General features: G+C 65.4%; 15 protein-coding genes and 1 other RNA gene. 8 read left to right on the plus strand and 8 right to left on the minus strand.

What is annotated here, in order from left to right:
* Window position 1: 1 nt before the first annotated feature.
* The 5 genes from XI03_RS25310 to XI03_RS25330 all read right to left on the minus strand — a co-directional run bounded on the left by XI03_RS25310 (window position 2) and on the right by XI03_RS25330 (window position 2,674).
* Window positions 2-826, minus strand: coding sequence for a TIGR00282 family metallophosphoesterase (locus tag XI03_RS25310; RefSeq protein ID WP_161966267.1), 825 nt, complete (start codon window positions 824-826; stop codon window positions 2-4).
* Window positions 804-1,400, minus strand: a complete 597-nt coding sequence (locus XI03_RS25315) for a 5-formyltetrahydrofolate cyclo-ligase (RefSeq protein ID WP_271593628.1) — start codon at window positions 1,398-1,400, stop codon at window positions 804-806. The genes XI03_RS25310 and XI03_RS25315 overlap by 23 nt, the downstream gene beginning before the upstream one ends.
* A 169-nt stretch (window positions 1,401-1,569) precedes the next feature.
* A non-coding RNA gene (gene ssrS, locus XI03_RS25320) (6S RNA) lies at window positions 1,570-1,730 on the minus strand.
* A 243-nt stretch (window positions 1,731-1,973) separates the two neighbouring features.
* A complete protein-coding gene (locus XI03_RS25325) occupies window positions 1,974-2,357 on the minus strand; it encodes a cell division protein ZapA (protein WP_018318702.1) in 384 nt (127 codons plus the stop codon).
* Window positions 2,354-2,674, minus strand: coding sequence for a DUF4164 domain-containing protein (locus XI03_RS25330; protein WP_028142025.1), 321 nt, complete (start codon window positions 2,672-2,674; stop codon window positions 2,354-2,356). Before XI03_RS25330 ends, XI03_RS25325 begins: the two co-directional genes overlap by 4 nt.
* A 385-nt stretch (window positions 2,675-3,059) precedes the next feature.
* Here XI03_RS25330 and tkt point away from each other — a divergent pair, with 385 nt between their 5' ends.
* The 8 genes from tkt to XI03_RS25370 all read left to right on the plus strand — a co-directional run bounded on the left by tkt (window position 3,060) and on the right by XI03_RS25370 (window position 12,611).
* Window positions 3,060-5,045 carry a transketolase gene (tkt, locus tag XI03_RS25335; protein WP_271593629.1) on the plus strand — a complete coding sequence of 662 codons (1,986 nt, stop codon included), beginning with the start codon at window positions 3,060-3,062 and terminating at the stop codon, window positions 5,043-5,045.
* Window positions 5,046-5,193: 148 nt separating this feature from the next.
* Window positions 5,194-6,201 (plus strand): type I glyceraldehyde-3-phosphate dehydrogenase, encoded by a 1,008-nt coding sequence (gap, locus tag XI03_RS25340; protein ID WP_028142027.1) that lies wholly within the window; start codon window positions 5,194-5,196, stop codon window positions 6,199-6,201.
* A gap of 144 nt (window positions 6,202-6,345) precedes the next feature.
* On the plus strand, window positions 6,346-7,542 hold the full coding sequence (locus XI03_RS25345; RefSeq protein WP_152102370.1) for a phosphoglycerate kinase: 1,197 nt from the start codon (window positions 6,346-6,348) through the stop codon (window positions 7,540-7,542).
* Between the two features lie 56 nt (window positions 7,543-7,598).
* A complete protein-coding gene (fba, locus tag XI03_RS25350; RefSeq protein ID WP_018318707.1) occupies window positions 7,599-8,666 on the plus strand; it encodes a class II fructose-bisphosphate aldolase in 1,068 nt (355 codons plus the stop codon).
* Between the two features lie 256 nt (window positions 8,667-8,922).
* The gene (locus XI03_RS25355; RefSeq protein ID WP_271593630.1) at window positions 8,923-9,948 is read left to right on the plus strand and encodes a class I fructose-bisphosphate aldolase; all 1,026 of its coding nucleotides are present in this window, start codon (window positions 8,923-8,925) and stop codon (window positions 9,946-9,948) included.
* A 3-nt stretch (window positions 9,949-9,951) separates the two neighbouring features.
* Window positions 9,952-10,641, plus strand: coding sequence for a thiamine phosphate synthase (locus XI03_RS25360; RefSeq protein ID WP_028142031.1), 690 nt, complete (start codon window positions 9,952-9,954; stop codon window positions 10,639-10,641).
* Window positions 10,642-10,649: 8 nt separating this feature from the next.
* A complete protein-coding gene (locus tag XI03_RS25365) occupies window positions 10,650-11,723 on the plus strand; it encodes a tetratricopeptide repeat protein (RefSeq protein WP_038971384.1) in 1,074 nt (357 codons plus the stop codon).
* Between the two features lie 96 nt (window positions 11,724-11,819).
* Entirely contained in the window at window positions 11,820-12,611 is a 792-nt protein-coding gene (locus XI03_RS25370) for an inositol monophosphatase family protein (protein ID WP_092254484.1), read from the plus strand.
* A gap of 120 nt (window positions 12,612-12,731) precedes the next feature.
* Here XI03_RS25370 and XI03_RS25375 read toward each other — a convergent pair whose 3' ends face one another.
* The 3 genes from XI03_RS25375 to XI03_RS25385 all read right to left on the minus strand — a co-directional run bounded on the left by XI03_RS25375 (window position 12,732) and on the right by XI03_RS25385 (window position 20,284).
* Window positions 12,732-15,887 (minus strand): multidrug efflux RND transporter permease subunit, encoded by a 3,156-nt coding sequence (locus XI03_RS25375; RefSeq protein WP_038950775.1) that lies wholly within the window; start codon window positions 15,885-15,887, stop codon window positions 12,732-12,734.
* Between the two features lie 6 nt (window positions 15,888-15,893).
* Window positions 15,894-17,087, minus strand: coding sequence for an efflux RND transporter periplasmic adaptor subunit (locus XI03_RS25380; RefSeq protein WP_085968065.1), 1,194 nt, complete (start codon window positions 17,085-17,087; stop codon window positions 15,894-15,896).
* Between the two features lie 311 nt (window positions 17,088-17,398).
* The gene (locus XI03_RS25385) at window positions 17,399-20,284 is read right to left on the minus strand and encodes an autotransporter family protein (RefSeq protein ID WP_271593631.1); all 2,886 of its coding nucleotides are present in this window, start codon (window positions 20,282-20,284) and stop codon (window positions 17,399-17,401) included.
* Between the last annotated feature and the right edge of the window lie 25 nt (window positions 20,285-20,309).

Here is a 20,309-nt window from a genome sequence, read left to right on the forward strand (position 1 = left end):
CTCAGCTCAACCAGAACTTCGGCGTCGCTGGCTCCAGCCTTCCGCCGACGCGCACTGGCGCGATCTTCAGCGCGAGGCCGGTGGCATCATCCGTCTCCACCGCGACGCCGCTCAGCGTCGCCGCGCCCGCGGCCGGCTCGAACCGTCCCGACGGAATCCCCGACGTGAACCTGCGCAGCGGCTCTTCCTTCTGCATGCCGATGATGGAATCGTAGTCGCCGGTCATGCCAGCGTCGGTCATGTAGGCGGTGCCGCCCGCGAGGATCTGGTGGTCGGCGGTCGGCACATGGGTGTGCGTGCCGACGACGAGGCTGGCGCGGCCGTCGCAGAAGAAGCCGATGCCCTGCTTCTCGCTGCTTGCCTCGCAATGGAAGTCGACGACGATGGCGTCCGCAGCGACGCCGAGCGGACAGGCGCCGAGCTCACGCTCCAGCGCCGCGAAGGGATCGTCGAACGGGGTCATGAAGACGCGGCCCAAGGCGTTGACGACGAGCGCATGCTTGCCGTTCTTGGTTTCGACCAGGGCTGCGCCGCGGCCGGGCGTGCCGCGCGGATAGTTCGCGGGCCGGATCAGGCGCTCGGCACGCTCGATGAACACCAGGGCTTCACGCTGGTCCCAGGAATGGTTGCCGAGCGTGACCGCGTCGGCACCGGCGTCGAGAAACTCCTGATAGATCGCTTCCGTGATGCCGAAGCCGCCCGCGGAATTCTCGCCGTTGACGACGACGAAATCGAGCGACCAGTCCTTGACCATGCCGGGCAGATATTCGGCGATTGCCGTGCGTCCTGCACGGCCGACGACATCACCCACGAAGAGAATGCGCAACTTCAGAACTCCGGAAATCGAACACGTCCGATTCCGTTAGCACATAATCCAGCGCGACGTCGTGGGATAGTGCCGGAACCGCCTTGATCTCCTGCGCTGCAAAAGCGAGCCCGATGCCGACGATACTCTTGGCCTTGCGCAAATGCGCGAAGGTGAAGTCGTAATGTCCCGCGCCATAGCCGATGCGATGGCCAAGACGATCGAACGCCGCCAGCGGCGTCAGCATGATATCCGGGATGACTTCGCTTGCGGCCGGCGACGGCTCGGGAATGCCGAGCGGGCCGAGCATCAGGCGATCGTTCGGGTGGAAGATGCGGAAGATCAGCGACTGGCCGCGCGCGGTGACGCAAGGCAGCGCCAGCTTTGCGCCCTGCTCGGCGAGCTTCTGCAGCAGCGGCATCGGATCGATCTCGCTGCGGATCGGCGAATAGCCGGAGACGATGCTGCCGGGCAAGAGATCGAACGGCAGTCCGCGCTTGGCGAGCTTTGCGGCGGCAGCGCTGCGCTTCTTCTCGCTGAGCGCATCGCGCGCCGCGAGGGCTTTGGCGCGGAGTTCGGCTTTGGAGTTGGGCATGCGCTTTGGTCCCCCACGTCATCACCCGCGAATGCGGTGATCCAGTATTCCAGAGGCGGCAGTGATTCACACAAAGGCCGCGGCGTACTGGATGCCCCGCCAAGCCGGGGCATGACACCTGTTGACTGGCCGCAGTCGTTTCAACAGGCACAAACCAAGCAAACAAAAGTGCGAAGCCGCGTACGCCGTTGAAGCACTCGATCCCGGAGTTCCCTACGAAAGTAGGTGGGCACCATATGTCCGGGCCCACGGGCCCGGCCAGGGACAGTTCCCTAAAGGATCGATAAGGCCCCGGGGATATATGGCTCCTGACGCGCGTCGCAGCCTCGCCCGCGCAATGTAACAACGATACTGACGAATCGCCAGCCCGGCGAGAGTGCCGAGCTCTCGCGCGACGTTCACGGCTCTTACCCTCCCCTGGAGGGGGAGGGTCGGCTCACATTGAGCGAAGCGAAATGTGAGACGGGGTGGGGTGACGGTCTCTCCCCATCCAACAGTGCCCGAGTGGAGAGATCACCCCACCCCGCTCGCGCTACGCGCGATCGACCCTCCCCCTCCAGGGGAGGGTGAACGTCAGCCGATCGCAATCCCGTTGCCGACGGTCCGGTTCAGGACCTGGGTCGACTTCTCGATGCGTTCGGCCGCCGCGTTCAGGGCATTCACCACGGCGGTCTGCGTCATCCTGGCGCGCTCGACGGCGGCGTTGCGGAAGTCCCTGAGCTCGGTCAGCTCCTGCTCCATGGTGCGGACACGGTTGCCGGCATCGACCAGCTCGTCGCAGACGGTCAGCGCCGCCATCACGGTGAGGCGCGCATCGCCGATCTCGCCGAATTTTCCGCGCAGCGATTGGATCCGCGTCTCCAGGCTTTCCGCGAGCTTGAGCAGCCGCACCTCCTGGCCCTCCTCGCAGGCCATGCGGTATTGCCGGCCATTGATGGTGACGTTGATGTGGCTCATCCGTCCTCTCCGGTATCGAGCACCGAGCGTATCGTGACGATCGCGGAATCCAGCCGGTCGGAAATCTCGCGATTGGTGCGCTCGAGCTTGCGCGCCTTCACCAGCGCGCCGTCGAGTTCGTCGGCGAGCCGCGAGCGATCCGCGCCCAGTGCCTGGATTCGTGCCGCAAGCTCGTTCTCGTCGCGATCGGCGTCGCGCCGCCGCTCGACCGCGCTTTCGAGCGCGTCGAGCGCCGACATCAGCCTGCGGGTCGCGATCTCGATCTCGACCGCGGAGGACTCCGTCATGGCGGAACTGTTGGACACGCGATCGTTCATGTAGTCAGCGGCGGAACCTATGGCCTTTGCCCAGTGGCCTTTTCCTGGGGCGTGCCGTCCGGCAAAAGACTCGGTTCGGCAAGCGGTTAGAAGCAGAAATTTACGTGGCAAGCTAGCCGAGCGCAACGCCGCCGCGAAACTATGCACTGCTAGATCAGGCGCGGATCGTCCCGACCCATGGGTTCCTGCCCGCGCGATGGCATCGAAACGGAGCCGCCACTTTCGCAGCGTGCCGCAGGCAACTTTTACGGCCGAATCGGCGTTTGACTGCCTTGGACTCCCGGAACCGAGGTGCTATCCCAGCCCCGACCTTCAGTGGCCGCCAGGCTCCTCCCGCGCGGGCGTACACCGCCTCCAAGCGCCTCATTTCAGACGGATTTCAGACATGACGCAGGTCGATCACACCCGTATGGCCAACGCGATCCGCGGCCTTTCGATGGACGCCGTCGAGAAGGCGAAATCGGGTCATCCCGGCCTGCCGATGGGTGCCGCCGACATCGCCACGGTGCTGTTCACGCAATTCCTGAAATTCGACGCCGCCGCGCCCGCCTGGCCCGACCGCGACCGCTTCGTGCTCTCGGCCGGCCACGGCTCGATGCTGCTCTATTCGCTGCTGTATTTGACCGGCAATTCCGAGATGACGCTGGACCAGATCAAGCAGTTCCGCCAGGTCGACTCGCTGACCCCGGGGCACCCCGAGAATTTCCGCACCAGGGGTATCGAGACCACGACCGGCCCGCTCGGCCAGGGCATCTCGACCGCGGTCGGCATGGCGCTCGCCGAGAAGATGCTCGCTGCCGAGTTCGGCAAGAAGATCGTCGATCACCACACCTATGTGCTCGCCTCCGACGGCGACCTGATGGAAGGCGTGTCGCAGGAAGCGATCGCGATGGCCGGGCACTGGAAGCTCAACAAGATGATCGTGCTCTACGACGACAACGGCATCTCGATCGACGGCCCGACCTCGATCTCCGATTCCGTCGACCAGGTGAAGCGCTTCAAGTCGGCGGGCTGGGCCGCCGAGAGAATCGACGGCCACGATCAGGCGGCGATCGCCGACGCCATCACGCGCGCGAAGAAATCCGGCAAGCCGACGCTGATCGCCTGCCGCACCACCATCGGTTTCGGCGCGCCGCACAAGCAGGGCACCTCGAAGGTGCATGGCGAGGCGTTAGGGGCCGAGGAGCTCAAGGCCGCCAAGGAAAATCTCGGCATCTCGCTCGAGCCGTTCGCGGTCGCCGACGACGTGCTGAAGGCGTGGCGCGCAGCCGGCAGCCGCGGCGCTGCGGCGCGCCAGGAATGGGAGGGCCGGCTCGGCGAGCTCGGCAGCCGCAAGCGCGCCGAGTTCGAGCGCCGCCTGCGCCATGAACGTCCCGCCTCGCTCGCAAAGGCCGTGCGCGCATACAAGAAGGAATTGCTGGAAAAGCCGATGACCGCGGCGACCCGCAAATCCTCGGAAGCCGTGATCGAAGTCATCGCCGGCGCGATGCCGATGGAATTCCTCGCCGGCTCGGCCGATCTCACCGGCTCCAACAACAACAAGGCGAAATCGGCGACCGCGTTCTCGGCCAAGACGCCGAAGGGCCGCTTCATCCATTACGGCATTCGCGAGCACGGCATGGCCGCGGCGATGAACGGCATTTTCCTGCATGGCGGCTTCGCGCCGAACGGCGCGACCTTCCTGGTGTTCACCGACTATGCACGTCCTGCGATGCGCCTTGCCGCGCTGATGGGCTCGGGCGTCGTCTACGTGATGACGCACGATTCCATCGGCCTCGGCGAAGACGGCCCGACCCACCAGCCGGTCGAGCATCTCGCCGCGCTTCGCGCCATTCCCAACATGCGCGTGTTCCGTCCCTGCGATTCCATCGAGGTCGCCGAGTGCTGGGAGCTTGCGCTCAACCGCATCGACGGCCCGACCGTGCTGGCGCTGACGCGCCAGAACCTGCCGCAGCTGCGCTCCACCGTGCCGAACGACAACCCTTGCGCACAGGGCGCCTACGAGCTGGTCGCAGCCCAGGGCGAAGCCAAGGCGACGCTGTTCGCCTCCGGCTCCGAGGTCGAGATCGCGGTCGCCGCCCAGAAGCAGCTCGCCGAACGCGGCATCGCGTCACGGGTTGTTTCTGTTCCCTCGCTCGAGCTGTTGTTAGCGCAACCAGAGGCCAAGCGCGCCGCCATCATCGGCAACGCGCCGGTCAAGGTTGCGATCGAGGCCGCCGTGCGTTGGGGCTGGGATGCCGTGATCGGCCAGGATGGCGAATTCATCGGCATGCATTCGTTCGGCGAAAGCGGCCCTGCAAAGGAGCTTTACAAGCATTTCGGCATTACCGCCGAGGCCGCGGTTAACGCTGTGCTGAAGCGCGTTTCCTGAGAGTTGAGCTTGCCGCAAAAAAGGACTACGTAGTCTCTCATATGATCAAGCACCGCCCGGCCGAACCGGGCGCCCGCCCCTAAAAAACCCTCGCAGGCGCGCATAGCGCGTTGTGCGGGATGACAACGGTCATTGAAGGAGACGAAACATGGCAGTCCGCGTCGGAATTAACGGTTTTGGCCGCATCGGCCGCAACATCCTGCGGGCCATCGCCGAGTCCGGCCGCAAGGACATCGAGGTCGTCGGCATCAACGATCTCGGTCCGGTCGAGACCAACGCCCATCTGCTTCGTTTCGACAGCGTCCATGGCCGCTTCCCCGGCACCGTGACCGTCGATGGCGACTCGATCAATCTCGGTGGCGGCAAGATCAAGGTGACCGCCGAGCGCGATCCCTCGAAGCTGCCGTGGAAGGATCTCGGCGTCGACATCGCGATGGAATGCACCGGCATCTTCACCTCGAAGGACAAGGCGTCCGCGCATCTGACCGCCGGCGCCAAGCGCGTGCTGGTCTCCGCGCCCGCCGACGGCGCCGACGCCACCATCGTCTACGGCGTCAACCACGAGACGCTGACCAAGGAGCACCTGGTCATCTCGAACGGCTCCTGCACAACCAACTGCCTGGCGCCGGTCGCCAAGGTGCTGAACGATCTCGTCGGCATCGAGACCGGCTTCATGACCACGATCCACGCCTATACCGGCGACCAGCCGACGCTCGATACGATGCACAAGGATCTCTATCGCGGCCGCGCGGCGGCGATGTCGATGATCCCGACATCGACGGGTGCTGCGAAGGCGATCGGCCTCGTGCTGCCGGAGCTCAAGGGCAAGCTCGACGGCGTCGCGATCCGCGTGCCGACCCCGAACGTCTCGGTCGTCGACCTCAAGATCATCGCCAAGCGCGCCACCGACGCCAAGGAGATCAACGCGGCGATGAAGCGCGCCAGCGAGCAGCAGCTCAAGGGCATCCTCGGCTACACCACCGCGCCGAACGTCTCGATCGACTTCAACCACGACCCGCACTCCTCGACCTTCCACGAGGACCAGACCAAGGTGCAGAACGGCACGCTGGTGCGCGTGATGTCCTGGTACGACAACGAGTGGGGCTTCTCGAACCGCATGGCGGACACCGCCGTCGCGATCGCGAAGGTGATCTAAGCAAGGTCTCGTGTCCCGGACGGGGCGCAGCGCTAGGCGCTGCTCCGCAGAGCCGGGACCCATTCAATTGCGGGACTCGCTGTCATGTGGGTCCCGGTTCTGCAGCGCATCGCTCCGCGCTGCGCTGCGCCCGGGACAAGAGAGATGACCAACAAATTCCGCACCCTCGACGACGTCGATGTGAAGGGCAAGCGCGTGCTGTTGCGCGTCGACCTCAACGTGCCCATGGACAATGGCCGCGTCAGCGACACGACCCGGCTCGAGCGCGTCGCGCCGACCATCACCGAGATCTCGGACAAGGGCGGCAAGGTCATCCTGCTCGCGCATTTCGGCCGGCCGAAGGGGCGCGATGCCAAGGACTCGCTCAAGCCTGTCGCTGAAGCGCTGTCGAAGGTGGTGAAGAAGCCGGTCGCTTTCGCCGACGACTGCATCGGCGAGCCCGCGGCCAAGGCCGTTGCTGGCCTGAACGACGGCGACATCCTGTGTCTCGAAAATACCCGCTTCCACAAGGAAGAGGAAAAGAACGATCCGGCCTTCGTCGCGGAGCTGGCGAAGCTCGGTGACATCTGGGTCAATGACGCGTTCTCGGCGGCGCACCGCGCCCACGCCACGACCGAAGGCCTCGGCCACAAGCTGCCGGCCTATGCCGGCCGCACCATGCAGGCCGAGTTAGATGCGCTGGAGAAGGCGCTGGGCTCGCCGACCAAGCCGGTCATCGCCATCATCGGCGGCGCAAAGGTCTCGACCAAGATCGACCTGCTCGAAAATCTCGTGAGCAAGGTCGACGCGCTCGTGATCGGCGGCGGCATGGCCAACACCTTCCTGCACGCCCAGGGCGTCGGCGTCGGCAAGTCGCTGGCCGAGAAGGATCTCGCGCCGACCGCGCTGCGCATCATGGAGAAGGCGGAAGCCGCCAACTGCGCCATCATCCTCCCGGTCGACGCCACCGTCGCCTATCACTTCGCGGCCAACGCGCCGTCGCACGCCTATGGGCTCGATGCGATCCCGGCCGACGGCATGATCCTCGACGTCGGGCCGCAATCGATCGCCCGCGTCCACGCCGCGATCGACGACGCGGCGACCTTGGTCTGGAACGGCCCGCTCGGCGCCTTCGAGATGCAGCCGTTCGATCGCGGCACGGTCGCGGCCGCCAAGCACGCCGCCGAGCGCACCAAGGCGAAAAAGCTGATCTCGATCGCGGGCGGCGGCGACACCGTCGCGGCGCTCAACCAGGCCCATGTGGCCGGTGACTTCACCTATGTCTCGACCGCCGGTGGCGCGTTCCTCGAATGGATGGAAGGCAAGCCTCTGCCCGGCGTCGAGGTTTTGCGCGTCAAGTAAGCCAGATCGGCGAGTAATCAGCGGCCCCGCAAGGCCCCAACGGGAGAAAAAGACAGATGGCTCGGATCACGTTACGTCAATTGCTCGACCACGCGGCAGAGAACGATTACGGCGTACCGGCCTTCAACATCAACAATATGGAGCAGGCGCTGGCGATCATGGACGCGGCCAACCAGGTCGACGCGCCCGTCATCATCCAGGCCTCGCGCGGTGCGCGCTCCTACGCCAATGACGTCATGCTCAAGCACATGATGGACGCGGTGACCGAAATCTATCCGCACATTCCGGTCTGCGTGCATCTCGACCACGGCAACGAGCCGGCGACCTGCATGACCGCGATCCAGGCCGGCTTCACCTCGGTGATGATGGACGGCTCGCTCAAGGCCGACGGCAAGACCCCCGGCGATTGGGGCTACAATGTCGGCGTCACCAAGACCGTGACCGACATGGCCCATCTCGGCGGCATTTCGGTGGAAGGCGAGCTCGGCGTGCTCGGCTCGCTCGAGACCGGCATGGGCGACAAGGAAGATGGCCACGGCGCCGAGGGCAAGCTCAGCCACGACCAGCTCCTGACCAATCCGGACGAGGCCGTGAAGTTCGTCCAGGAGACCAGGGTCGACGCGCTCGCGATCGCGATGGGGACCTCGCACGGCGCCTACAAGTTCACCCGCAAGCCGGACGGCGACATCCTCGCCATGAACGTGATCGAGGAGATCCACCGCAAGCTGCCGAACACGCATCTGGTGATGCACGGCTCCTCCTCGGTGCCGCAGGACCTGCAGGAGATCATCAACGCCAATGGCGGCAAGATGAAGCCGACCTGGGGCGTGCCGGTGTCCGAGATCCAGCGCGGCATCAAGAACGGCGTGCGCAAGATCAACATCGACACCGACAACCGCATGGCCATGACCGGCCAGATCCGGAAAGTGCTCAAGGACAATCCGGAAGAGTTCGATCCGCGCAAATATCTGAAGCCGGCGATGGAAGCCATGACCAAGCTGTGCAAGCAGCGGCTCCAGGAGTTCAACACCGCAGGCCAGGCCTCCAAGATCAAGAAGGTCCTGACCACCGCCGAGATGGCCAAGCGCTACGCCAAGGGCGAGCTGGATCCGAAGGTCGCGTAATCCCCTCGAGCCCATTCCCGGGTCATTCCGGGACACGCCAACGGGTCCGCGCGAATGCGCGGCACGATGACAGGCTCCGCGTGGGCCCGGAATCCATAACCACAGCCTGGGGTTATGGATTCCGGGCCTGCGCCTTTCGGCGCATCCCGGAATGACGGAAAGCCCCTTACCCCTGCGACGAACGTTAACTCGGCAATTGCCCGAGAACGGTCTATTTTCACGGGCAAGGGCAGAATCGTTTTGGGAGGACCTCTCGATGAATCTGACTGAGCTCAACAGAATCGCGACCGCCATGGTCGTATCAGGCAAGGGAATCCTCGCCGCCGACGAATCCTCGGGCACCATCAAGAAGCGTTTTGACGCGATCGGCGTGGACTCGACCGAAGACAACCGCCGCGACTATCGCGAGATGCTGTTCCGCTCCACGGAGGCCATGAGCCAGTATATTTCCGGCGTGATCCTCTATGACGAGACGATCTGGCAGGATGCCAAGGACGGCACGCCGCTGGTGAAGCTGATCGAACAGAGCGGCGCCATTCCCGGCATCAAGGTCGACGAAGGCACGCAGGCCCTGCCGATGTGCCCGGGCGAGCTCGTGACGGTCGGGCTCGACAGGCTCGCCGAGCGGTTGAAGAAGTACTATGAGCGCGGCGCGCGCTTCGCAAAATGGCGCGCGGTGATCGACATCGGCAGCGGCATCCCCTCGATGACCGCGATCAGCGTCAACGCCCATGCGCTGGCGCGCTATGCCGCGCTGTGCCAGGCCGCACAGATCGTGCCGATCGTCGAGCCCGAGGTGCTGATGGACGGTGATCACGACATCGACCGCTGCTATGAGGTGACCACCCGCGTGCTCAACAAGACGTTTCAGGAATTGCGCGTGCAGCGCGTCGCGCTCGAAGGCATGGTGCTCAAGCCCAACATGGCGATATCCGGCAAGAAGTCACCGAAGCAGGCCTCCGTCGAGGAGGTCGCGGAAAAGACGGTCCGGCTGCTCAGGGCCTGCGTGCCCGCGGCGGTGCCCGGCATCGCCTTCCTCTCCGGCGGCCAGTCGGACGAGGAGGCGACCGCGCATCTCAACGCCATGCACAAGCTCGGCCCGCTGCCCTGGGGCCTGACCTTCTCCTACGGCCGCGCCCTGCAGGCCGCGCCGCAGAAGGCCTGGTCCGGCAAGGCCGAGAACGTCGCGGCCGGCCAGCGCGCCTTCAGCCATCGCGCGCGCATGAACGGCCTCGCCTCCAAGGGCGAATGGCAAAGTAGCCTGGAAAAGAAGGCAGCCTAGATCTTGTCGAACAAACCGCCTCCGCCGCGCCCGGCGCCGCGCCTCTATCTCGCGACGCCCGTCGTCGATGATCCCGTTGCGCTCGTCGCCGAGCTGCCGGGCCTGCTCGCCGCCGCCGACGTCGCAGCCGTGCTGCTGCGGCTGAAGGAGACCGACCAGCGCACCATGATCTCGCGCATCAAGGCGCTCGCGCCGCCGGTGCAGAAAGCGGGCGCCGCCCTGCTCGTCGAGGACCATGCCGAGCTGGTCGCGCGCGGCGGCGCCGACGGCGCGCACCTCCCCGGCATCGCCGCGCTGAAAGAGGCACTGCCATCGCTCAAGCCCGATCGCATCGCCGGTGTTGGCGGGCTGACGACGCGGCACCATTCCATGGATGCGGGCGAGATGGGAGCGGATTACGTGCTGTTCGGCGAGCCCGATGCGAAAGGCCAGCGCCCCTCGGCGCAAGCGATCGCGGAACGGCTCGACTGGTGGGCCGAGCTGTTCGAGCCACCCTGCGTCGGCTTTGCCATGTCGCTGCAGGAAGCCCACGACTTTGCTGCCAGTGGCGCCGATTTCGTCCTGGTCGGCGAGTTCATCTGGGCCGATCCGCGCGGGCCCAAGGCCGCGCTGATCGAGGTCGACGCTGCGATCAAGAATGCCCATGCGACGGCGACGGCCAGCCAAAATCCTGCGAGCCAGGAGCACGGCTAGCGCCCAACATGAAGCTTCCCTGCATCACCATGCTGGCCACGCTGCTGCTCACAGTGCCCGCAGCCGCGCAGCTCCAGATCACCCCGCCGGCTGCGACGCCGAGCGCGCCTGCCGAGAAGCAAAAGCCCAAGCCGCACACGATCACCAAGAAGAAGGAGGCCGCGCCGGCGCCGAAGCCGTCAGCTTCGCCCAAGCCGACCTCCTCGCCCAAGCCGGCGACCGTGATCCCCGCGCCTTCCAGCGACAATTCCAATGTCGATCTGGTGTTCGGCGCCTATCAGCGCGGCCAGTACAAGACCGCGTTCGACCTCGCCACCGCCCGCGCGCAAGCCGGTGATCCCAAGGCGATGACCATGCTCGGCGAGCTCTATTCCAATGCCATGGGCATGCGGCGCGACTACGCCAAGGCAGCCGAATGGTACAAGCGCGCGGCCGATGCCGGCGACCGCGAGGCGATGTTCGCGCTCTCCATGCTGCGCATTTCGGGCCGCGGCGGCCCGATCGACAAGAGCGAGGCGGTCAAGCTGATGGCGTCCGCCGCCAAGCTCGGCGAGCCCAGGGCGGCCTATAACCTCGCTCTGCTCTATCTCGACGGCCAGACCCTGCCGCAGGACGTGAAGCGCTCGGCCGAGCTGCTACGCCAGGCCGCCGATGCAGGCCTGCCCGAGGCGCAATACGCGCTGGCGACCTTCTACAAGGAGGGCACCGGCGTGCCGAAGGACCCGGAACGCTCGGTGCGGCTGCTCCAGGCCGCTTCGCTCGCCGACAATGTCGACGCCGAGGTCGAATATGCCATCGCCATGTTCAACGGTACCGGCACCCCGAAGAACCAGCCGGCTGCCGTCGCCCTGCTCCGCAAGGCATCCCGCCAGGGCAGCGCGATCGCGCAGAACCGGCTGGCGTGGGTGCTGATCAACGGCGTGGGCACGTCCGTGGACAAGGTCGAGGGCTTCAAATGGCACCTGGTGGCCAAAACCGCCGGCAAGGGCGACCCGGAGCTCGACAAGCAATTGTCCGACCTGCCCGCCGAGGACCGGACCAAGGCGGAGGCCGCCGCCAAGAAATGGCTCGGGACCAAATGACTTGACGCAATGACTTGACCTGAGGGCCCTTGCAGGGCACCCAATCCCCAAACAGGCGCGATTTCCCGCCCTTTCCCCCGATCAAGACCAGAGCTCATGCTGTATTCCGCCACTATCAACGTCATGGTCAAAGCCGCGCGGCGCGCCGGCCGCAGCCTCAAGCGCGATCTCGGCGAGATCGAGCATCTGCAGGTCTCGCTGAAGGGGCCGGCCAATTTCGTCTCGCTCGCCGACAAGCGTGCCGAGGAGATTCTCTACCAGGACCTCGCCAAGGCGCGGCCCGGCTACGGCTTCATCGGCGAAGAGGGCGGCACGCGCGAGGGCTCCGACAAGAGCCACACCTGGATCGTCGACCCGCTCGACGGCACCACCAACTTCCTGCACGGCATCCCGCAATTCGCGATCTCGATCGGCCTCGTGCGCGAGGGCACGATCATCGCGGGCGTGATCTACAACCCCGCCAATGACGAGCTCTACATCGCCGAGCGCGGCAAGGGCGTCTTCCTCAACGACCAGCGCCTGCGCGTCGCCGGTCGCCGCCAGCTCAATGAATGCGTGGTGGCGTGCGGCCTGCCCCATATCGGCCGCGGCGACCACGAAGAATTCCGCCGCGAGATGACCGCGATCCAGGACCGCGTCGCAGGCCTGCGCCGTTTCGGCGCCGCCTCGCTCGACCTCGCCTTCGTCGCTGCCGGCCGCCTCGACGGCTATTGGGAGCGCAATCTGCAATCCTGGGACATCGCCGCCGGCATGCTGATGGTGCGCGAAGCGGGCGGCACGGTGAGTGACATCAACACGCCCGGCGATGCGCTGGTCACCGGGGACGTGGTGTGCGGCAATGAGTACGTGCACGGGGAATTGGTGAAGATCTTGCGGAAGCCGGCGTAGCGGTAGACGCGCGAGCCAATCACTCCGCTGAGACGCTAGTGGGATCCGGAGAAGCCGCCGCGTACTGGATGCCCCGCCCCCGTGCGCAATTGCGCACCAGGCTGGGCATGACAGTTTGCCTTATGACTTGACCGGCGCCGGCGGGCCGTACGGCTCGCCTTGCTTCGCCGCCTTCGGCTCCCTGTCCCCCGCCAGCACGCGCTGCACCGAGACGAAGAACACCGGCACCATCAAGAGCGCCAGGATCACCACGGCGATCATGCCGCCCATCACGATGCTGCCGAGCGCCTGCTGGCTGGCGCCGCCGGCGCCGTGGGCGATGGCCATCGGCAGCACGCCGCAGATGAAGGCGAGGCCCGTCATCAGGATCGGGCGGAAGCGCAGGCGGCAGGCCTCGATGGTGGCTTCCACCAGCGGCTTGCCTTCTTTGCGCAGATCCTTGGCGAATTCGATGATCAGGATCGCGTCCTTTGCCGCAAGGCCGATGATGGTGATCAGGCCGACGGTGAAATAGACGTCGTTGGGCAGGCCGCGCAGCATGGCCGCGATCACCGCGCCGACGATGCCGAGCGGCACGGTGAGCAGCACCGCGAGCGGAATGGTCCAGCTCTCGTAGAGCGCGGCGAGGCACAGGAACACCACGAACACCGACAGACCGAGCAGGAACGGCGCCTGCGAGCCCGACAGCTTCTCCTGGAGCGACTGCCCGGTCCATTCGTAACCGAAGCCGCGCGGCAGCCGGCCGGCAAGGCGCTCCATCTCGGCGATCGCATCACCCGAGGTAAAGCCGGGCTTGGCCTCGCCGGAGATGCGCACCGCCGGATAATAGTTGAAGCCTGCGATCTGGGTCGGGCCTCGCGCCCATTCCACCGTGGCGAAGGACGAGAACGGCACCAACTGGCCGCGGCTGTTCTTGACGTTGTAGTTGAGAATGTCCTCGGTCCGCATGCGGTCGCGGGCGTCGGCCTGCACCACGACGCGCTGCATGCGGCCGCGGTTCGGGAAGTCGTTGATGTAGTTCGAGCCGAGATTGGTCGAGATCGTGTTGTTGATGTCCTCGAAGGTGACGCCGAAGGCGCCGGCCTTCTCGCGGTCGATCATGAGATTGACCACCCCGGCCTCCGGCAGGCCCTCGACATAGACCTTCTGAAGCACGGAACTGGCGTTGGCTTCCGCGATCAACTGATCGGCGGCGCGCATCAAGGCCGGATAGCCCTTCTGTCCGCGGTCCTGGAGGCGGAACGAGAAGCCCGACGAATTGCCGAGATTGTCGATCGGCGGCGGCTGCAGCGCGGAGATCTTGGCATCGCGGATCGACGCCCCCAGATCGCGATTGATATCGTTGACGATCGATGCGGCGGAATCCTTCGGTCCACGCTCCGACCAGTCCTTCAGCGTGATGAAGGCCTGCGCGGTGTTCATGCCCTGGCCGGAGAAGCTGAAGCCGGTGAGGAAGGTGACATCTTTCACGCCCGGCCGTTCGGCGAGATATTTCTCGACCTTCTCGATCACGGCCTCGGTGCGGGGATAGGACGAATCCGACGGCGTCTGCACGTCGGTGGTGACGAAGCCCTGGTCGTCGATCGGCAGGAAGCCGCCCGGCAGGCTGACGAAGGCCCAGGACAGGCCGACGAGCAGCGCGACATAGACCAGCATCAGCCGGCCGGTCCGCTTCAGCGAGAAGCCGACGGTGCGCGCGTAGCGCAACCGGCAGGCCTCGAGCATATGATTGAACCGGCTGAACACGAAGTTGGTCGAATGGCCATGCCCCCTGGCAATGGGCTTGAGCAGCGTCGCGCACAGCGCCGGCGTCAGCGAGAGCGCGAGGAAGGCGGAGAAGCCGATCGCCGCGACCATGGTGACCGAGAACTGGCGGTAGATGATGCCGACCGATCCCGGGAAGAACGCCATCGGCACGAACACCGCCATCAGCACCAGCGTGATGCCGATGATGGCGCCCGTGATCTGCGACATCGCCTTGCGTGTCGCTTCCTTCGGCGACAGGCCTTCCTCGGCCATGATGCGCTCGACGTTCTCGACCACGACGATGGCGTCGTCGACGAGGATGCCGACCGCGAGCACCATGCCGAACATCGAGAGCATGTTGATGGAATAGCCGGCGAGCAGCAGCGTGGTACAGGCGCCGAGAAGCGCCACCGGCACCACGATGGTCGGGATGATGGTGTAGCGAATGTTCTGCAGAAACAGGAACATCACCACGAACACCAGCACCACGGCTTCGACCAGCGTCATCAGCACCTTCTTGATCGAGGCCTCGACCACGGGCGTGATGTTGTAGGGAATCTCGTAGGAGATGTTGGCCGGGAAGAACCGCGACAGCTCCTTCATCTTCTCTTCGACCGCGCTCGCGGTCGCCAGCGCATTGCCGGTCGGCGACATCAGCACCGAGAGACCGGCGGTCGGCTTGCCGTTCAGGCGCGTGTTGAACTGGTAGCTGAGGCCGCCGACCTCGATACGTGCGACGTCGCGCAGGCGCACGGTCGAGCCGTCGGCATTGGCGCGCAGGATGATGGCGCCGAATTCATCCGGGGAAGAGAGCTGGCCCTTGACCAGCACCAGCGAGGAAGTGCGCTGGCTCGACGTCGAGGGCTCGGCGCCGATGCTGCCCGAGGCGACCTGCGCGTTCTGCGCGGCAATCGCCTTGTTGACGTCGTCGGCGGTGAGCCCGTAGCCGACGAGCTTGGCCGGATCGACCCAGACGCGAAGCGAGCGCTCGGTCGAATAGAGCGTGGCGCGGCCGACGCCGGGGATGCGGCGGACTTCGCCGAGCACGTTGCGGATCATGAAGTCGCCGAGCCCGACCTCGTCGAGGCTGCCGTCGGTCGAATTCAGCGTGATGATCTGGAGCACCGCGCTCGAGGCTTCCTCGATCAGGATACCCTGCTGAATCACCGCGCGCGGCAGGCGCGCCTCGACCCGCTTGATGCGGTTCTGCACCTCGACCGAGGCCGCGCTGGTATCGGTGCCGGGCACGAAATTGGCGATGATCTCGACCTGGCCGAGCGAGTCGCTGGTCGATTCGAAATTGAGGATGCCGGAGGCGCCGTTGAGCTCCTCCTCGATCAGGCGCGTGACGCTGTTGTAGAGGTTTTCGGGCGAAGCGCCGGGATAGCTGGTCGAGATCGAGATCGAGGGCGGCGCGATGATCGGATATTGCGCGATCGGCAGCAGCGGCACGGCAATCGCGCCGATCAAGCAGATGAACAGCGCGACCACCCAGGCAAAGATTGGCCTGTCGATGAAGAAACTCGCCATGGCGCGTTACCGCGTGAGCTTCTGGGCGTGCCGGTTGTCCGCGGTCGCGTCCGCCTCCGACCAGGATTGCGGCTTGACCTTGTCGCCGGCGGCGAACTTCTGGAAGCCTTCGACCACGACCTTGTCGCCGGCCTTCAGGCCTTCGGTGACGAACCAGATGCCGTCCTGCACCGAACCCGTGCGCACCGGCTGCACCGCGATGTGGTTGTCGTCCTTGACGACGAACACCTCGCTGCCGCCGCCACCATTGCGCTGGATCGCCTGCTGCGGCACCGCGATCGCGTCGCTATCGAGACCCTGGTCGATGCGGACGCGCACATACATGCCCGGCAGCAGTTCGCGCTTGGGATTGGGAAACTCGCCGCGCAACGTCACCTGCCCGGTGTGGGCATCGACCTTGGCGTCGGAGAACAGCAGCTTGCCGTCGAGCGAATAGAGCGTGTTGTCGTCGAGCACCAGATGCACCTTGGCGGCATCGGAGGCGATGCGCTCGAGGTCGCCGGTCTCGAAGGCACGGCGGAGCTGGTTGAGCTCGTTCACCGACTGGGTGAAGTCGGCATAGATCGGATCGAGCTGCTGGATGGTGGCGAGATTGGTCTCGTTCTGCACGGCGAGCGCACCCTCGCTGACGAGGGCCGCACCGACGACGCCGTCGATCGGCGCGCGCACGGTGGCATAGTCGAGATTGAGCTTGGCACGCGAGAGTTCCGCCTTGCGTCCCTCGACCTCGGCATGGGCCTGACGCTCGGCCGCGATCGCCTTTTCGTTCTCGGCTTCCGGGGCGGCGCGGTCCTTGGTGAGCGCAGCGACGCGGCGTGCCTGCTGGTGCGCCTGCATCGCAGCGGCCTCGGCCTTGGCGAGCGCCGCCTCGTTCGCCAGCACCTCGACCTCGAACGGGCGCGGATCGATGCGGTAGAGCGGATCGCCGGCCTTCACCTCACTGCCCTGGCGGAACAGGCGCTCGACCACGATGCCGGAGACGCGCGGCCGCACGTCGGAGACGCGCGTCGGCGCGATGCGGCCAGGCAATTCCCGGACCACGGCGCGCGGCTGCGGCTTGACGATGACGATGCTGACGTCCGGATAGGCGGGCGGAGCGGCAGACACGGCGGAGCTGGATTCGTCGCAAGCACCAAGCAGCGGCGCCAGGGCCGCGAGCATCATTGCAACGCATGCCGATCGCGCGCGAAGTCCTGACATGAAGTTTAGTGCCCCGATGTTGTTGAAACTGATCACGCTCCGCGCGCGGCCCGTTCTGGGCGATTCCGTGCGGCTGATGCCGTCAAGATAGAATGCACCTGCTGCGATGCAACGCATGCTGCGGGCGGCTCATTGTCACACAATGTATCCTGTTGAACTTATGCAGCTTTTATGGACTCACCTGATTGTGAGACAGGTTCCATCGCGGCGTGCTGCGGCGGAACATCGCAACGAAACGTTACGGACTGCAGAGTACACTCAAAAGGCCACCGTTCCTGGGACTACGCGAATTCCCTGCGACATCGCATGAATCACCAGGTGACGCGAAAACCTCCGCTACCCCTGTAATGGCGGTTGTCCGCGCTGTTGTTGAGGCTCGTATTGTAGGTGCCCTCGCCGAAGATGGTGTAGCGCCCGTTGGCCCAGCTGTAGCTGCCGCCACCGCCGATGCTGCCCCACAGCCGATCCTGCGCATTTGCAAATCCGGTCCCTGCCACGTCCACATTGGTGCCGCCGAGGAACTCGTAACGCAGATTGGCAATGCCGTAGACATCGGAACGCACGATACCCGTGCCGTCGTTCCAGGTCCTCTGATGGTTGAGGGCAAGGCCGGCGCGGCCGAGCAGGCTGTCAGCATCGCGCAACGACACCGGCGCGCCGAACCGATCGGCAAAGCTGTCGAAAGCGACCTTCGAATAGGAGAGCTGCGCCTGAGGCGTCAGTGACCAGCCACGGCCAATGCCGATCCGCTTGCCGGTTTCGGCGCTGAAGGCATAGCCGAACCCTTCATTGCCGTGGATCAGGCTGCCGGCCAGCACGGACGACAGATCGCTGCGGTAGAACATCGACTGCGCCTGACCGTCGACATAGAAGCCGTTGTCGTCATACCAGGTGAGCGTGCTGCCCACCCCCGTTCCCTCGACGCGGATACGACCATTGCCGAAGAACGAGGCGACATCGGCGGTGGTCAGGCCATATTGCGCGGTGAGGCCGACGAACAACTGGCCCCGCTCGTTCTCGAGCACGAGGCCATCGAGTCCCGTCTGCACCTTCAAATGATCGGCCTTATAGGTCGAGCCGGTGGTGTTGGAGGGCTGCAAGTCGGAATGCCCGCCTTCGATGCGGCCCCAGAACGCCGTGGGCGCCGGCGAAGCCACGCCCGGCACCGGCGCGGCGCCGGCGCGCGCCATCGCATCGCTGCCGCCCCAATAGCGGTTGCCGACGCGCTGCTGCAGCGTCGGCAGATCGTTGATGCCGAGCAGCACCTGCGCGTAGTTCTCGTAAAGCGGAACGCCCGGCTGATAGAGCGGACCGGGCGGCGTCGCCACCGGCGGATTGAGCAGGCTCGAGCGCAGGTACCAATCGCCGTCGCCGGGAGTGGCGATGCCGTTCTTCTGCAATGTATAGGCATAGGCGCCGCCGACCACGGCCTGTTCGCCGTGAAAGACGTAGCTGCCCAGAAGCGAAAAACTGCCGCTGGACGCGCCGACCACGTCGATCACCTTGATGCCTTCGGTGGTCTGCGCACCGGCGCCGCCGACATTGGTGACACGCAGCGACGACGCGCCCGACGTGCTTCCCTGCACCCGCAACAGGTCGGTCGGCGAGCCGTCGCCGCCGAGCCGGCTGTTGAGCTCCACGATTCCGCCATTGCCGAGATAATTGCCGGTCACTGTCAGCGTCGTTCCCGGCGCACCGCCGAGGGTGACCGTGCCGGCATTGCCGAGCGAGGCGAGCGCTTGATTGAAGCCTGCGAGGTCGAGCGTGCCGCCGGCGGCGACCGTGATGGCCGAGGCCGCGCTGAATGTGTTTGTGGCTCCGGCGCGGAGAGTACCGCCGTTCACAGTCGTCGCGCCGTTGTAAGTATTGGCTCCCGCCAGCGTCTGGATGCCGCCGGTGAGCGTCAGACCGCCGGTGCCACCGATCACACCGGCGAACTGATCGTTCGCGTTGGTGATGGTGAGGTTCTTCGCGCCAAGCGCGACGGCGCCAGTTCCGGCCAGGCTTTGAATGCTCGTGCCGGCGGCCGTGATGCCCGAGACGCTGAAGGTTCCGTTTGCGACGACCCGGCTTGACGCGGCAACCGAGCCACTACTGGCGAGCGCAAGCGTGCCGGCCTGGATCACCGTAGCACCGGTATAGGTATTGGCGGCGCGGAGATTGAAGGTGCCCGCGCCAGTCTTGGTCATTCCGCCAACGCCGGAAAAGCCGCTGTTCGCGCTTACAGTGAAGGCCTGCGTGTCGACAGTCAGACCGCCCGCGGCGATATTGAGGCTTCCCGGCACGAATGCGGAGATGAAGCCGACGCTGTTTATTCGGGCGCGCAGGATGGCATTATTGAAATTGACCTGGCCAGTTCCTCCCCCACCGGGGCGAGACAGGATGGTCGTCTCGAGCGTGCTGCCGCCGTCGATATTGAGCGTGCCCGTGCCGGCGGCGAAGCTTCCGAGCAACACTCCTGCTTGGGCGACAACTCTGGCGCCGTTCTGAATGTTGAGTGTACCATTGCCACTGGCGCCGATTTCGATCTGAGTGCCGGATGTAGTCCATTGTGATCCGGCCCCGCTGACGGTGACGGTGCCGTTGCTTCCGCCTGCGACTCCAATCGCAATCGTCGCGCCACTGGTCGTCAGCGTGCTGCCGTTCTGAATTGTCAGGTTGCCGAATGATCCGGTCGTATTGCCGACGGTCAGTCGACCTGTCGCGCCGGCAGCGGCACCGCCTACGCCGAGGATCGTCGGGTTTGGCGACGTCGTATTGATGTTGACGAGGTTGCCCGCGATTGGGACCGCGCCACCGGACCAGTTGCTCCCGACCGTCCAGTCGCTGCTTGTCGTTCCGGTCCAGCTTTGGGCCGAAGCAGACCGGGGGGACAGCGCTATCAGCGCCGCCGCTGCCGCGCTCGCCAGCAGCAAGCGAAGCATTCGGGTCCGGGGGTTGCTGGATGGAGAGCGCTGCGTCCGATTCGGACTCCTGTGCAGCGAATCATCGTGGTGTGGTCGGGTTGAGGCAGCCCCGATGCATTCGCGCATGCTCATTCCAATTGCGTCCGCGCCGTTCGAGGGTGCGGATTTCTTGTCGTGTCGTCCACGAGGGACAACCACGACGATAGGCGAGCGGAAACGTTCAGACAACAATTGCCACATGTTCCTACAAAGAAAGCACGCGGCGTGTGCCGTTTGGGCAACGAAAGACACTTAACAAATTCTTTCGAGTGGCCGC

The sequence above is a fragment of the Bradyrhizobium sp. CCBAU 65884 genome, from assembly GCF_028128835.1.
Classification (GTDB): Bacteria; Pseudomonadota; Alphaproteobacteria; order Rhizobiales; family Xanthobacteraceae; genus Bradyrhizobium; species Bradyrhizobium ottawaense.

Bases quoted from the DNA above. Each gene is read 5' to 3' on its own strand.
- gap (WP_028142027.1), top strand. From the start codon at position 5,194: ATGGCAGTCCGCGTCGGAATTAACGGTTTTGGCCGCATCGGCCGCAAC.
- XI03_RS25375 (WP_038950775.1), bottom strand. From the start codon at position 15,887: ATGGCGAGTTTCTTCATCGACAGGCCAATCTTTGCCTGGGTGGTCGCG.
- XI03_RS25315 (WP_271593628.1), bottom strand. From the start codon at position 1,400: ATGCCCAACTCCAAAGCCGAACTCCGCGCCAAAGCCCTCGCGGCGCGC.
- XI03_RS25325 (WP_018318702.1), bottom strand. From the start codon at position 2,357: ATGAGCCACATCAACGTCACCATCAATGGCCGGCAATACCGCATGGCC.
- XI03_RS25370 (WP_092254484.1), top strand. From the start codon at position 11,820: ATGCTGTATTCCGCCACTATCAACGTCATGGTCAAAGCCGCGCGGCGC.
- XI03_RS25365 (WP_038971384.1), top strand. From the start codon at position 10,650: ATGAAGCTTCCCTGCATCACCATGCTGGCCACGCTGCTGCTCACAGTG.
- XI03_RS25345 (WP_152102370.1), top strand. From the start codon at position 6,346: ATGACCAACAAATTCCGCACCCTCGACGACGTCGATGTGAAGGGCAAG.
- XI03_RS25355 (WP_271593630.1), top strand. From the start codon at position 8,923: ATGAATCTGACTGAGCTCAACAGAATCGCGACCGCCATGGTCGTATCA.
- tkt (WP_271593629.1), top strand. From the start codon at position 3,060: ATGACGCAGGTCGATCACACCCGTATGGCCAACGCGATCCGCGGCCTT.
- fba (WP_018318707.1), top strand. From the start codon at position 7,599: ATGGCTCGGATCACGTTACGTCAATTGCTCGACCACGCGGCAGAGAAC.
- XI03_RS25330 (WP_028142025.1), bottom strand. From the start codon at position 2,674: ATGAACGATCGCGTGTCCAACAGTTCCGCCATGACGGAGTCCTCCGCG.
- XI03_RS25380 (WP_085968065.1), bottom strand. From the start codon at position 17,087: ATGTCAGGACTTCGCGCGCGATCGGCATGCGTTGCAATGATGCTCGCG.